A 14,594-nucleotide genomic window follows, 5' to 3' on the forward strand; every position below is an offset into this window, starting at 1 on the left:
TTGCTTTTACCTACGCTGCAAACTCTCGTTTGTGGGGGGAGAGTGAAAAACTACACGCCTCCTACAAAATCTATCTAGATATAAAAAAATGGTAGATGTCTTTGAAACTAATTTGAATTTTCATCTTACAGCTATACTTTGACATTCAGATTACGGTCTTCTTCCTTCTAAAAATGGAACTTCAAAACACTTAGAATGCATAATTGGTCCATGTCCAAAATAACCATCTTCTCCAAATAATTCGCCGTGATCAGCCGTAATAATCATGTGGGTATTTTTAGGACATTTATGAAATAAATCACCAATTAATTTATCTACATACTCTACGCAATTAATTTGTTGCTTGTGTAAGCGAGTCATTTCCTCCGGTTCAAAAAACCTCTTTTCTTCTGATTGGTTACCAACCAACAAAAATTCATCAATATGTTTAAAAACTCCATGCACACCAGATATTCGAGGCATATCATCTCCCTTTAACATATAGGGATAATGAGTTTCACCTAAATTGAAAAAATAAAAACGAGGTTGATCATCAGAAAATTCCATTTCATGAATCATGGATGGAAAATCATTATGATTTGGCATTAATTTATAGTCATCAAAATACTTGTTAATGTTGGTAAATTGATTGAGAACAGGCATGGAAACCCTGGCGATTGTTTTATAGCCATTGTCTTGTAAAACTTTCGGCAAGGATAAGTAAGGAACAAAAGTTTTAAAAGACAGATTTGGGATATTCAAACGATCCACCCATTTGACAAACTCCTGCTTGTACACTTCTGAAGCAAATACACCGCGTGGACTTTGATGTGGAATCATGCCCATCAACATGGTGTAGTGAGAAGGAGAAGTCCAAGATGCATAGCTATAGCGACACTCTGCTTTTCCTAGCAAATCAATATTGGGTGTTGCAGCAGCTGCATAGCTATCGTATCGGCAGCTATCCATAATGATGTATACAAGATTATTGGGCATGGATATTGGGTATAAAGATTGACTTCCCGCAAATTATACTGCTTCACTGAGTTAGCGTTGTGAAATATTTGCGATCGCCTACCTTTGACTCTGACGACATCAAGTCATACGTTAAAACTTTGTAAAGGATTGTCACAGTCATGAGTAATCACTGCTTATGTAGTGGGTGACAATCCTGACACATAGTTGTTCAACCAGTGAAAGGAAGGACTTATGGAATTTCTCTCTAATACCGTGGCGCTGTCGCGGATGCAGTTTGCTTTGACAGCCATATTTCATATGCTTTGGCCTGTACTAACTACAGGTATGGCAATTTATCTAGTGATTGTAGAGGGAGTATGGTTGAAGACTCGTAACCCAGATTACTACTACCATGCTCGTTTTTGGTCAAAACTCTATATTTTAAACTTTGGTATTGGTGTAGCTACTGGTATCCCGATGGAGTTTCAGTTTGGGACAAACTGGGCGCCTTTATCGGAAGCGATTGGTAATTTCTTTGGTAGTGTCATTGGCTTTGAAGCTTCTTGGGCATTTATGCTAGAAGCTGCTTTTTTAGGAATAATGGTGTTTGGCTGGGAACGTGTTCACCCGATCATTCACTTTATCTCTACTATTTTGGTTGCCGTTGGTGCTAACTTATCAACTTTCTGGATTTTGGCAGCTAATTCCTGGTTGCAAACTCCTGCGGGTGGAGAAATGGTCAACGGTAAATTTATTGTCCATGATTACTTTCAAGGAATCTTCAATCCGTTCATGGCGGTGAGTGTGTCACATATGTTTCTTGGCACACTGGAAACTTCACTGTTTGTGATTGGTGGGATAAGTGCTTGGTATATTTTCAATAATCGTCAAAGTGCCTTTTTTGCCAAGGCTTTTAAAATTGCCTTAGCAACTGCGATCGCAGTCACACCATTACAGATATACGTAGGACATTTAAGTGGTGAGCAAGTATATCACTACCAGCCTTCCAAATTAGCAGCAATGGAGGCGCAATGGCATACAACCCCAGCTGGACAACCAGCAGATTGGAGTTTGGTGGCTTTACCCAATGAACAAGCCGAGAAAAATGACTGGGAAATCATCGTTCCCAATGCTTTGGGCTATATTTTGGAATTCAAGCAAAAACTTTCTGAACCTGTGCGTGGTTTAAAAGAATGGCAACCAGCCGATAGACCACATCTGATCGGATTAATTTATTACTCCTTCCGGATCATGATTGCCATTGGTTTCTTCTTAGCAGGATTAATGCTAGTCAGCACTCTACAATGGCTACGCGGTAAACTCTCACCCGAAAACATTGCCCAACAACGCTTGTTAATGCTGGGTTGGATTTTTGCTGCTCCTTTAGGATACATTGCGGTAGAGTCAGGTTGGATAGTCCGTTGCGTAGGCAGACAACCCTGGACTGTCTACGGACTGATTCGTACTGCTGATGCTGCTTCAGATTTGCCTGCAAGTAATGTCTTAACATCTTTAATTGGGTTTGCAACCGTTTACAGCATTTTATTTTTCACCGTTTTATACTTCGGTAGTCGGATTATCCGTAGAGGGCCAAGACTAGATTTACCAATACCAGGCGTAGAAAACCAACCCGCAGTCGAAACTACTCCTGGAGAATTTATCCCGGATGAGCGTCCTGTGGAAGCACAGCAATAGGAGGTGTGATGGAAACACTAAATTATTTTTTACCGCAAGTATGGTTCGGTATTTTAGCTCTTTTCTTGTTTCTCTATGTCATGTTGGATGGGTTTGACTTGGGGGTCGGAATTTTATCTCTGACTGCTTCCAACGAAGAACGTCGTGGCATTTTAATGACTAGCTTGAGTAATATTTGGGATGCGAATGAAACTTGGTTAGTTTTGATGGGTGGTAGTTTGTTTGGGGCATTTCCCCTTGCCTATGCCACAATTTTGAATGCCCTTTACATTCCCATTTTGTTGATGATATTTGGGCTGATTTTTCGTGCTGTCGCATTTGAATTTCGCGAACAAGCCCAACGAAAATTATTTTGGAACTTTGCTTTTGGTGCTGGAAGTTTTCTCGCAGCATTAGGTCAAGGATTTGCCCTTGGTGGTGTACTCAAAGCAATTAAGGTAGACCAAACAGGCCACTTTATCGGTACAACTTGGGATTGGTTAAGTTGGCAAACTGTACTGGTTGCTTTGACTCTGATTCAGGGCTATGTCTTGATTGGCTCCACTTATTTAGTATGGAAAACCACAGGCGAATTACAACAAGCCCACTATAAAACTGCGAAGATTGCAGCAGTGACAACTCTGATCGGAGCCATTTTGATTACAATTGGCACTCCAATATTTTTCGATTACGCCAGAGAGCGTTTGTTCCATCGCCCGCAGGTGTATGTATTTGCTGTGATTCCGATGTTGGGAGTTTTGTTGATATCGCTATTAATTAGAAGCTTGTTTCGCAAAGAAGAAAGAGCGCCTTTGATCTGGACAATTCTGTTGTTTTTGCTGACATTTATAGGATTAGCAATGGTTGTTTTTCCCTACATTATTCCCACTGAAATCACCATTTATGAAGCTGCTGCTGATCCGAGTGCGCTGGTTTTTATGATTATTTTCATTGGCGCACTGATTCCCGTGATGTTGTTCTACAACCTTTATCAATACATTGTCTTCCGGGGTAAGATCACTGGCGGTCACTATGGGGAATAATTGACCAAACAAGGCAAAAGTAAAAAGTAACGGTTTTGTGGGCAACGTTACACCGCAAATCGGATGGTATGTTGGTTACTTGGAAAGAGGAAATAATGTTTACTTTTTTGCTACTAACATTGATATTCGTAACAAGAAAGATCCATCTGCTCGTCTGGAGTTAACACGTCGCTGTTTTAAAGATCTGGCGGTGCTTTGACACTTTTGGGCGATCGCTTTATTTTTTGATCGCCACCCAACCACTAACCCAAAGTCCTGTATAAAATCTCATCACATCTACAAAACCAGCTTGCTGTAACAACTCCAATACTCTAGCTTCTGAAATCGGATAAACACCTGTGTTAAGTGATTCTAACAACCCGGCGATCTTTTCTGGCGGTACTTTCATTTCTTGCCAATATTCTTTGATAAAAGAAACAATCCGCTCAAATTCACGAGTGTTTTTTTCACCAAACACGTCTACTAAGATGAAAGCTGCTGATGATTGCAAACGTTGGGCGATACTTCGTAAAAAAGCCAGTTTACTGCCATCATCTGGAATAAAATGCATCACTAAGATAGAAGTTGCTGCATCATATAAAGGATTAGTAGGCAAATCGTGAGTGTATCCCCGAAATAGGGTGACTTGTTGAGATAATCCGTGCTGCTGTATTTTTTCTTGGGCAATAGAGAGCATATCAGCAGACGGATCTACACCTAACATGTGCCAGTATTGATTACCTTGAGCAAACTTGACTAACTCCATCCCCGTACCAGCACCGACGATCAACAGATTTGCTTTTTCTTGTAGGTGCGATCGCAAACAAGACAACACCATTGTATGCATGGCGTCATAGCCAGGTAGAGCTATTCGCGCCATATTGTCATATTCGTTGCTTGTAACTGGTGGGTTGGCGTCAAAATCTATACTCTGATTTGACATTTTATAGTTGTGTTAAAGTTTATAGAAATTATGATTTTGCTTTGTATATTCAGTGTCTTGGTGGTTTAAACTAACCATCAAGACACTAAGACATAAAGAATACATATTATACAGTTATCAAAATAGTCTCTCTTATCTTGCTTATCAAATCACTGAGGTTATCTGTATTGAGGCGATAACTTAAAGGATGAGCAATCAATCGCGCTGTACTTTCATACAGCACTTCAATTTCCACCAAACCATTTTCGCGTAATGTCCGCCCTGAAGAAACTATATCAACGATCGCTTCAGACATGCCTGTGATTGGGCCTAGTTCTACAGAACCATATAGCGGTACAATTTCCACGGGTAAATCTAGACCATGAAAATATTCACGCGCACAGTTGACATATTTGGATGCAACTCTACCATGAGCAGGTAAATCGAGTGGCGATCGGTAAGGGCTTGATTGCTTTACCGCTACCGACATGCGACAATACCCAAACCCTAAATCAACTAAATGTGCCACTTGCGGTTTTTTCTCTCGCAGGACATCGTAACCTACAATACCCAGTTGTGCTTGACCGTATTCTACGTAAACTGGCACATCTTGACCTCTAACTAATAGTCCTTTGGCTTTTGCGTTTGTATCAGTAATCTGTAATTGTCGGTTCCCAGAGTCTAAAAAAGCACTAAAATCTAGCCCTACAGTTTGTAGCAATTGGATGCTATTTTTAAGAAGTTCACCTTTTGGCAGTGCAACAGTAAGCATAAGTGGCATTAGCAGTCAGCATGATAATAATACAGGAAAGCTGATGGTTAAAGGTTGATGGCTGACCATGCGAATTTTAGTAGTTGATGATGAAATTGAATTGACTGATCCCTTGAGTCGGATATTAAGTCGTGAGGGATACAGTGTCGATGCTGCTTATGATGGTAGAAGTGGCAGTCAACTAGCGCAAACAAGTAATTACGACTTACTGATTTTAGATTGGATGCTGCCTGGAAAAACAGGATTGGAGATATGTCAAGAATTACGCGATCGAGGCGTTATTACTCCTGTATTATTTCTGACCGCCAAAGATACTCTTGATGACCGAGTTGAAGGTTTAGATGCGGGTGCAGACGATTATTTAGTTAAACCTTTTGAATTGCGAGAGTTACTAGCAAGAGTCCGTGCTTTATTACGACGTTCTGCTTCCCAAACGCCTGAGATACATACAAATCGCTTGTCAGTAGCTGATTTAGAACTTGATCTGGAAAATCAAGTCGCCTATCGTCAAGAACGAGTGATAGAACTTTCACAAAAAGAAAGTCAGTTACTGCAATATTTTATGGAAAATACTGGCAAGTTACTGACCCACACTCAGATCATGCAATTTTTGTGGCAAGATCACGAACAACCCAGTAGTAATGTTATTGCTGCGTTGATACGTCTGTTACGGCGCAAGATTGAGTTACCGAATGAAACGCAATTAATTCATAGTGTTTACGGTAAAGGATACCGTTTTGGGATATCTAATGATCAGTGAAGTTATCAGTTATCAGTTATCAATTATCAGTTATCAAATTTCAAATAAGTAAAGCTTTAAATCATTTTTAGTATAATTCCCCGATCCCCAATCCCCAATTCCTAATTCCTAATTCTTATTCCCCCTCTAAATTAAATAATCTAGGCAATAAGTTCAGCTTTTCCATCTTGGCTTTGTTGATTAGACTTTTGCTGGAAAATATGGAACTGCATACTCAGCATACAGTAAACACTACACACTATTTCCCACCAACGTTCTATTTGCTCGTAGTTAGTGATGCGGAAATCTGACCAACCTATGTAATTTTTACTGTGTTTACAGCCATACTCTAACCAAGTTATTAATCCATAAGGATTCTCAACTGCTGAATTAATAGATTTTGGTAAATTACTGATTAAAAACAAACTATAATTTTCCGGTGATTGTTCTTTGTTGTTTGTTATTTGCCAGTAGCGAAGTTCTCGACGACTTCCAAAGATAATTTCACGAATGTAGCTTTGTTCTGTTTTACCGTTACTGAAAATGCGATGAAAATTTTTCCAACTGGTGTATCTAGGTTTTTGAGTGGGTGCCAACCAAAAACCATGATTACTCCTAATAGCTGTGATGAAATTCAACTGAAACTGATTGAAAATATGAACGAGGGTATCATACTCTCCATAGGTACTATCTGCTAATACTAAGTCAAATTTAAATCTTTTTTCTTGTAATTCTTCAATTATCTCAGCAATTAATTGAGGCTTCGTTTTAAACGTCTCACCTGGTTTTAATCTTTTTGGTGGCTTGAAGATTTTAAATATAAGAGGAAAAATTAACCCATCTATAAAAGCATAGGCATTAATGGAAACAATTCCATTTTCAACGGTGCCTAAGTTACCAATATATTGTCTGTCCACATAATCTGTTGTTTTACCTTTCTTTTTATCTCCAGAATCATCAATAATTAGAGTGAAACTTCTCCCCTGCAAAACCTGACGAATCAGAGATAATCTTTGATTTCTTAATTCTTGTATTTGCCAAGGTGATTCTGTGACAAAATGCAGTAAAGCTTGATTATTTAACCCCAAATATTTAGCGATCGCAGGTAAACTTTTGCGATTTATATCGGAAATTAAGCCTAAATGCAACCACTTGAAGAACTCAAAACTTCTCACTTCGGGGAAAAGATATTTGTAGCTTGCACAATAGTTATCAATAAAAGTGATGGTAGTAACTGCTTCCCTGGGCTGCGCCATATTTTGACTCCAGAAAAATAAATATATGCTTATGCAGTAATTTTTTGGTAGCGTCCCATAATATAACTAAAGATTACTTACAGTTTTATGAAGCTTTCTTGAAGTAAAAACTATTTACTTATTCTATTTTTCATAGATATTGATATTATTTTATTGAACATAATAAAATTTTATAGTTTTCTCAAAAATTTTACCCAAACTTAATAGAACGTTGAGGATTTCCCAGAAATTATACTGGTGATTAATTTATCTTTTAGTCAATAGAATTTTTGATTAATAAAATATATACTAATTAAGAATAGAGCCATGAAAAATACCATTGTTGTAGCCCTGACTTTAGTGACAACTATTGAAGTATATCGCAAAAATCAAGTCAAATAACATCTAATAGCAGTACACATTAGCAAAATTTTTTGTTGATCAACATAAAAATAAAAAATACTTGTTGTTGATTAATAAACATGAATAACTACAATACATCAAAATTGGAAATTTCCTCACTATACAAATTTATGATTTTGTGCTTCAAGAATCTATGTTTGAGGCTTTTCTCGCTCATAGTTTGATGTATAGCGATCGCTTAAAAATCATAGAAAAATCAAAATCCAATGTCTGAAGTGTCACCTTATACTTTTTTCCTGTCATGAGTAAGTCCTAAAATTGTTTTTTATACTCCTGCTATTTTACGTTCTATTTTCAAGCAAGTAATTTAATTAACAATAGTGAAAAGTTCTCGAAAGCAATTAGCTTGACAAAACCTGCAAATAACAGGTTATTCAAATACTAAATTCTTAATTAGTTTTTCATAAGAGAAAGCGCTAGAGTTAGGTTAAGAGTACTGAGAACTTAGCCATAAACATGGAAAAAAAACAACTAAGTAACACAAGTGTTGATGTGAGTATCATCGGTTTGGGGGGTATGCCGATGTCGTTAAGTAACCGCCCTCCAGAATCAGAGTCAATCAATGTTATTCAGCGTGCTTTGGAATTGGGAGTCACTTTCATTGATACTGCTGATTCTTATTGTAAAGATGAAACAGACAAACATCATAATGAACGACTGATTCACAAAGCTTTACAAACTTACAATGGTGATACCAGTAATGTGATTGTGGCAACAAAGGGTGGCTTAATGCGTCCGAATGGTAGTTGGACACGTAACGGTAATCCCAATCACCTGCGAGAAACAATTCGTGTAAGCTTTGGGGCTTTAGGTGGTAATAAACCCATTGATCTATGGCAATATCACACACCTGATCCCGAATATTCTATTGAAGAATCCCTCACACCAGCAAAAGAAGCAGTAACAGAGGGAATTATTCGGTTTGTAGGAGTTTCTAACTTTTCTGTAGAACAAATAAAAAGGGCTAGAGATGTAGTTGATATCGTTTCAGTGCAAAATCAATACAATCCTTGGCAGCGTCAGGCGGAATTCGACGGAGTTCTAGAATATTGCGAGGCTGAGGGTTTAACTTTTTTACCTTGGAGTCCTTTTGGTGGGAGTCGCCGCCATGGCAACTTACAAGATATCCCAGCGATCGCTCAATTAGCCAAAACAAAAGGCGTATCAGTTTATAACATCGTACTGGCATGGTTACGTGCAAAATCGCCATGTATCCTACCCATTCCTGGCGCCAGTAAAATTTCTAGTATCGAAGATACCGTACGGGGTGTGGATCTGAGATTATCTGATCAGGAAGTACAAATAATAGATCAAGAAACAGCATCATAATCCGGTAAAATAACAAGTCTGCAATAAAACAGGATGCTTGCTGACTGGAGATGCGCTTATGGCTCGGATGTATTACGACGCAGATGCAAATTTAGACCTTTTAGCTGGAAAAACTATTGCTATCATTGGTTATGGTTCCCAAGGTCATGCCCATGCCCTCAATCTTAAAGATAGTGGTATGAACGTGATTGTCGGATTATATCCGGGCAGTAAGTCAGTGGCAAAAGCCGAAACTGCTGGGTTAACTGTTAAGAATGTAGCAGATGCAGCCAAAGCAGCTGACTTGTTGATGATTTTATTACCTGATGAAGTTCAAAGAACTGTTTACAAAAACGAAATCGAACCCAATTTAGAACCAGGAAACGTCCTAGCTTTTGCCCACGGCTTTAATATTCACTTTGGTCAAGTTGTACCACCTGCTGAGGTAGACGTGATCATGGTAGCACCCAAAGGACCAGGACATTTGGTACGACGAACTTACGAACAAGGACAAGGAGTACCCTGTCTGTTTGCTGTGTATCAAAATGCTTCTGGACAGGCACGCGATCGCGCCATGGCCTATGCTAAAGGTATTGGTGGTACACGCGCAGGCGTTCTTGAAACTACCTTTCGCGAAGAAACTGAAACTGACTTATTCGGTGAACAAGCAGTATTGTGTGGTGGTTTGAGTGCCTTAATTAAAGCCGGATTTGAAACCTTGGTAGAAGCTGGTTATCAACCAGAGTTAGCTTATTTTGAATGTCTCCACGAAGTTAAATTAATTGTTGACTTGATTGTGGAAGGCGGGCTAGCGAAAATGCGTGATAGCATTTCTAATACCGCAGAATATGGTGACTACACCCGTGGGTCTCGGATTGTCAACCAACAAACCAAGGCAGAAATGCAAAAAATTCTCCAAGAAATTCAAACTGGTCAATTTGCACGGGAATTTGTGGTAGAAAACCAAGCTGGTAAACCTGGATTTACTGCGATGCGTCGTAAAGAAGCCGAACATCAAGTTGAGGAAGTTGGCAAAGATTTACGCGCGATGTTTAGTTGGATGAAGAAGGACTAAATAAGTACATTAACAGGGAACTGGGAATTCTTAACATGCCCATGAGAGCATCCCAAATTTTCAAAAAACCCTACGGGTTGAGACCCAAGCGCGGTATATTAAAAAATTGGGATGCTCCCTGTCGAAGTGTCACGACGAAGTCTAAAATCCAAAATCCAAAATCGATTGACCCTGATTGTACAAGGCTTTTATCGTCTTTTTCGGAGATGTCTATTGGAAAATGTATTTTTTGTAGAGGTAGATGCGAGGGTGACTCAGCAATGGATCACCTTATTAACAGTCATTTGAGCGCTTGACCTCGGTTTTGCCGTTGTCTTGGCGCACTTCAATACGCGAACACTGCTGCTGTCCTCCACTAGAACTGGACTGCTCAATGTCTGTTTGCTGTAGTTGCTGACTCTGTTGAGTAGCACAGCCTACTAAAGTAGCGATAAGCATGTAAGCCAAAAGTTTGTTCAATGAGTTATGCATGGACTGACACTTCTACGAATCAGATAACCGCAATTCTTCTGTTTCTAGACCAATTTAGCGATCAATAAAATTCACAAATCTTTTTTATTGCTCACTCCTCACAGCCATTGGATTGGTCTATATCAAAGATCTACAACATGAATGCTTGTCTTTCCAGAAACAAACTATTTTCCTGCTTCACACCTATGCTCAAAAGCTTTTCGCAAACTGGCTTAGTCGTTGATAAACAGGGATCAGGCGATCTCCCTCAATTTTAACTATAGCTAATGGTGCTACTCCCGTAGCGATTGGCTCTATCCAATAGCTGAAGAGGGAGCGATCGCTTCACAAATCAAGTGTAAACTTATATTTTTTTGTCAAAGTTAATCAGACATTCTCCTCCTTAGTTCAAGATTGAAGTATAAGACTTTAGTTAGCAGCGACCTTGGGTGGATTTGGTGAAACCGCAGGAGTTAAATAACTACATTGAAATCTGATATTTCAAATAGGAGAGACTGACATGACACAGAATAATGCAGCTCAACTTTTCAAAGCAGTTAAACAAGATCAAGCATTAAAGGAAAGACTCAAAGCAGCAGCAAACCCAGAAGCTTTCATCCAGATTGCTCAAGAACGTGGCTATGACTTCACAGTTGAAGAACTACAGACAGAACTGAGCAAATTGTCTTCTGAAGAGTTAGCAGCGATCGTCAATCCAGGGATAGCTCCTAGACTGCATATTTATCCTAGATAATTCCTGATATGGAACAGTGACATGCTCCCACACTTCCACTCATTGGTAAGTGTGGGCTTCAAAAGCCAATTCCTCGGACATTGACTGAGCTTTTCAGCGCTGTTATGAGGATTGTCTTTTATGCTGAGATAATTGCTCTACTATGTAGTCTGCCAGTTCTTGCTTGAGAGTGCTACTTGCATTTCTTTGATAAGTTCTTCCTGTTTCTTGCATAAACTTACGCTTCTCGCGTTCAGAAGATTTGAGTTTATTTCCTGGTTGTTTCAGCCCTTTTTGTAATTCCTCCCATGTCTTTTCACCCACAGCTTCACCTAGCTTTATCAGTGCATTCGGCAGTAATTTTTTTGCCTCTGCTTGAAAATCGTCTTCTGTCTCAAGGGAAGAAAAATCAACATTACTAAAGTCGATATCGATTTGAAAGTTACTCATTGAATCGCCAAAGCTACATTAACGACTATACACCTACACTCCGCACTTCAATTTGAAGCATAAAGAGATCTGTAGCTTGTGTAAAATATCAAAAACAACATTAACCGTATAAGCTAATTTCGGACTAAACATACCAATTATTATTATATTAGATAAAGCCAGGTATTAGAAGTGCCAATTGGTACAGAACTATGCAAAAAAGTTGGGTATATAAGAAGAGTTATTTACCATCTTATTATCCACAGTTAAATCTGATTGAGCATTTTTGGAATTTTATTAGAGAATACTGATAAGCAGTAAAAGCTAAATAGCTTATTGACGACTCTCAAATTTCAGACATTTAAAAAGTCCAGTTTTTAGCCATTTAGAGTATAGTTAATAATAAAATTTGTGAGCGTTGTTTCACCGTTGAAAAGACTTGTAAAATTAACTGATATTAAATTATTAACTTGTATACAGCAAGCCAAAATCCAAGCATCTCAAGGACAAGTTGTTGAGCGCATTCCCCAGTTAGCTGTAGCTAATTCCAATTGGTTTGCTGTTCACATTTGTTGTGTATCAGGAGAAAGTATCAGTGCTGGCGATACGGTTTGTATTTTTCCCTTAATGAGTGCTATCAAGCCGTTTTCGTTATTGTATCTATTGGAATGTTTGGGAAGTGAAACCGTTTTTAGCTGGGTTGGGGTTGAACCATCCCTTGATGCTTTTAATTCTATAGAACAACTAGTTGCTGATGGTGGACATCCTCGCAACCCGATGATTAACAGTGGAGCAATTACTCTTGCTGATAAACTACCAGGAAACAACGCCAGCGATCGCACTCAAAAATTTTGTCAATGGCTAAACCAAATCGCAGGTTGTCAACTTAAGTTGGATGAAATCACACTCGCATCGGTACGTTCCACAGGTTCTCAAACTAACCAAGATATTACCTGCTATTTAGCCGAGGCTGGTTATGTAAATAATCCAGCAATTGCTCTTGACACATATGAGCAAATATGCTGTTTATCTGGGACAGTCATAGACTTAGCAAATATAGGAAAACTCTTAGCTTGTGCAAGTGAATTAATATCACCCCAACATCGTCAGATTGTCAACGCCCTGATGTTAACCTGTGGACTGTACGAAGCTTCTTTTCAATATGCCGTAAAAATTGGTCTGCCGATGAAATCCGGGATTAGCGGTACACTTTTAGCAGTAGTGCCAAGTGAAGGTGCGATCGCTTGTTATAGTCCTCCGTTAGATAGTGCAGGTAATCCCGTGGGTGCGATCGCATTAGTTCAGGCTTTATCCCAGCATTTACAGTTAAGTATTTTTACTGTTTAATCAAAAAGCTATGTGTTTATAGTAAGGACTTTAGTACTTAAATTTTAGAAGTGCTAAAGCACTTACTACAAACTATTGCTTAATCGTTTTCTACAGAGGTTGGAGTTTCCTGATCTTCCTGTTCTGATGATTCTAATACTGGCGACTCAATAATTATCTCTGGTAATGTGGGTGTATTCACTTCTGGATATGGTTCCACAGTTGGTTGTGGAGTGGGTACTTTAGTTGCACGACGTTTAAAAAAGCCACCAAATCTTGGTTTCTGGGATTGTGTTTCTAGAATAGGTTCTGGTGTAGTTTCAACAGTAGGTGTGATGCTAGGGGTGTGTGTCGGTTCTGTTTTCAGAATAGGTTTTTCTTGTTTGGGTGCTATTTCTGGTGTCGATTCAACAGTCGGTGTGACACTTGGCGTCGGTTGTGTTTCCGGAACAGGTTGTTTTTCTTGTTGAGGTTGTGGTTCTGGTGTAGTTTCAACGCTAGGTGTGACTCTAGGGGTAGTTGTCGGTTCAGATTCAGGAACAACAAGATTTTCTTGTTCAGGTAATATTTCTGGTGTAGGTTCAGCAGTTGGTGTTTTTACTGTGTATGTGTAGTTTGGATCTACAATTGTGCGAACTTGATCTGCTGAGAGTTGTCCTCTGAAAATTTGAGAAAGAGTGTCTTTTCCTTTTGGCTCGTAGGTGATCAATCTGACTGTGCTGTTGAATTCATTTTTGACAGTGTTACCTTGGCTATCAAGAAACTCTAGCTTCACCCAGTTTTTACCTGGTTTAAAGCCTTTGAGGTAAACAGCTTGCCAGCTATCAAGAACAAAGCTTTCACCATTAATTGTGCAACGAATACGCCAATCTGCAAATAAATTGTCGGGATTGTCTTTAGCTAGTAGATGTAAGGGCGCATTGGTTAAATAAAAGTCCAGTAAAATTGGTTCTGCCCCATAGTTACCATCAGGACTGTTGTAAGTTAACAAGGGTAATGCTGGATTAGGGTTATTACTATCACTCTTTGTGAAAACATGAAATGTTGTTTGGGTGTAAGCACCTTCATTCTTGTAGCTTTCACGCCAAGGACGTGACGCAAAAACACGTAGAGTATGAGTACCTGGAGGTAAGTCAGATAAAACTAGGGGTTGATTTAGGTCATAAATTGATATAGCAGGTTTGTTGTCCAGAATTACTTCCAGATGAGGCCCTAAATTGAATTTTGGATCTTTATAAATCGGAAGATCTTTGATTTGAAAACTGACTGTGACTGTATTATCTGGAAGGATTTCATCTGATTTAGGCGAAATAATTGATACCTGCGGTCTGTATAAGTCAGTAGTATTTCGTAGTTCTTGGACTACAGTCGGTGGCGCAACTTCTGAGAATTGCTTTGTTGAAATTTGGGAGTTTGGTTGCAAGTTACCAAATGGTTCTTGGCTAACAGCTTTTTCACCACAACTCGTCAAACTCAACACAAGTACAAAAGTGATGAGCGATTTTAGGAGAGTTATAGCCGTCGTCCGCCACGAATTCATGTTTTTTAGT

Annotated in this window: 15 protein-coding genes; 8 read left to right on the top strand and 7 right to left on the bottom strand. The window is 39.0% G+C overall.

The annotated features are described in order from the left end of the window. Positions 1-150: 150 nt before the first annotated feature. The gene (locus AC5JMK_RS26605; RefSeq protein ID WP_096678034.1) at positions 151-975 is read right to left on the bottom strand and encodes a sulfatase-like hydrolase/transferase; all 825 of its coding nucleotides are present in this window, start codon (positions 973-975) and stop codon (positions 151-153) included. Positions 976-1,188: 213 nt separating this feature from the next. On the opposite strand from AC5JMK_RS26605, the gene AC5JMK_RS26610 reads away from it, so the two are divergent. Genes AC5JMK_RS26610 through AC5JMK_RS26620 form a run of 3 tightly spaced genes read left to right on the top strand, consistent with a single transcriptional unit; the run spans position 1,189 to position 3,852 of the window. Continuing rightward, positions 1,189-2,631, top strand: coding sequence for a cytochrome ubiquinol oxidase subunit I (locus tag AC5JMK_RS26610; RefSeq protein ID WP_495911361.1), 1,443 nt, complete (start codon positions 1,189-1,191; stop codon positions 2,629-2,631). Positions 2,632-2,639: 8 nt separating this feature from the next. After that, positions 2,640-3,653: a cytochrome d ubiquinol oxidase subunit II gene (gene cydB, locus AC5JMK_RS26615; RefSeq protein ID WP_096678032.1), complete on the top strand. Its 1,014-nt coding sequence runs from the start codon at positions 2,640-2,642 to the stop codon at positions 3,651-3,653. Positions 3,654-3,690: 37 nt separating this feature from the next. Further along, the gene (locus tag AC5JMK_RS26620; protein WP_495911362.1) at positions 3,691-3,852 is read left to right on the top strand and encodes a hypothetical protein; all 162 of its coding nucleotides are present in this window, start codon (positions 3,691-3,693) and stop codon (positions 3,850-3,852) included. 18 nt (positions 3,853-3,870) lie between these two features. On the opposite strand, the gene AC5JMK_RS26625 is transcribed toward AC5JMK_RS26620, so the two are convergent. Next, a complete protein-coding gene (locus tag AC5JMK_RS26625; RefSeq protein ID WP_096678031.1) occupies positions 3,871-4,575 on the bottom strand; it encodes a class I SAM-dependent methyltransferase in 705 nt (234 codons plus the stop codon). A 106-nt stretch (positions 4,576-4,681) separates the two neighbouring features. Further along, positions 4,682-5,326 carry an ATP phosphoribosyltransferase gene (hisG, locus tag AC5JMK_RS26630; RefSeq protein ID WP_096678030.1) on the bottom strand — a complete coding sequence of 215 codons (645 nt, stop codon included), beginning with the start codon at positions 5,324-5,326 and terminating at the stop codon, positions 4,682-4,684. 67 nt (positions 5,327-5,393) lie between these two features. Between hisG and rppA the strand changes: the two genes are divergently transcribed. Continuing rightward, positions 5,394-6,086, top strand: a complete 693-nt coding sequence (rppA, locus tag AC5JMK_RS26635) for a two-component system response regulator RppA (protein ID WP_495911363.1) — start codon at positions 5,394-5,396, stop codon at positions 6,084-6,086. A 140-nt stretch (positions 6,087-6,226) separates the two neighbouring features. Here the strand turns inward: rppA and AC5JMK_RS26640 are convergent, their stop codons facing one another. Then, positions 6,227-7,321: an IS701 family transposase gene (locus AC5JMK_RS26640; protein WP_096678028.1), complete on the bottom strand. Its 1,095-nt coding sequence runs from the start codon at positions 7,319-7,321 to the stop codon at positions 6,227-6,229. 858 nt (positions 7,322-8,179) lie between these two features. On the opposite strand from AC5JMK_RS26640, the gene AC5JMK_RS26645 reads away from it, so the two are divergent. After that, a complete protein-coding gene (locus AC5JMK_RS26645; RefSeq protein WP_096678027.1) occupies positions 8,180-9,052 on the top strand; it encodes an aldo/keto reductase in 873 nt (290 codons plus the stop codon). 58 nt (positions 9,053-9,110) lie between these two features. Beyond that, complete coding sequence (ilvC, locus tag AC5JMK_RS26650) at positions 9,111-10,106, top strand: ketol-acid reductoisomerase (protein WP_096678026.1); 996 nt, start codon at positions 9,111-9,113, stop codon at positions 10,104-10,106. A 273-nt stretch (positions 10,107-10,379) separates the two neighbouring features. Here the strand turns inward: ilvC and AC5JMK_RS26655 are convergent, their stop codons facing one another. Next, positions 10,380-10,577, bottom strand: a complete 198-nt coding sequence (locus tag AC5JMK_RS26655) for a hypothetical protein (protein ID WP_096678025.1) — start codon at positions 10,575-10,577, stop codon at positions 10,380-10,382. A gap of 499 nt (positions 10,578-11,076) precedes the next feature. Between AC5JMK_RS26655 and AC5JMK_RS26660 the strand changes: the two genes are divergently transcribed. Next, complete coding sequence (locus tag AC5JMK_RS26660; RefSeq protein ID WP_096678024.1) at positions 11,077-11,310, top strand: Nif11-like leader peptide family natural product precursor; 234 nt, start codon at positions 11,077-11,079, stop codon at positions 11,308-11,310. 102 nt (positions 11,311-11,412) lie between these two features. Here the strand turns inward: AC5JMK_RS26660 and AC5JMK_RS26665 are convergent, their stop codons facing one another. After that, positions 11,413-11,739 (bottom strand): hypothetical protein, encoded by a 327-nt coding sequence (locus tag AC5JMK_RS26665; RefSeq protein WP_096678023.1) that lies wholly within the window; start codon positions 11,737-11,739, stop codon positions 11,413-11,415. Between the two features lie 408 nt (positions 11,740-12,147). Between AC5JMK_RS26665 and AC5JMK_RS26670 the strand changes: the two genes are divergently transcribed. Further along, positions 12,148-13,065 carry a glutaminase gene (locus AC5JMK_RS26670; RefSeq protein WP_096678022.1) on the top strand — a complete coding sequence of 306 codons (918 nt, stop codon included), beginning with the start codon at positions 12,148-12,150 and terminating at the stop codon, positions 13,063-13,065. Between the two features lie 79 nt (positions 13,066-13,144). On the opposite strand, the gene AC5JMK_RS26675 is transcribed toward AC5JMK_RS26670, so the two are convergent. Further along, entirely contained in the window at positions 13,145-14,584 is a 1,440-nt protein-coding gene (locus AC5JMK_RS26675) for a hypothetical protein (protein ID WP_495911364.1), read from the bottom strand. Positions 14,585-14,594: the final 10 nt, after the last annotated feature.

The sequence above is a fragment of the Pelatocladus sp. genome (assembly GCF_059505505.1).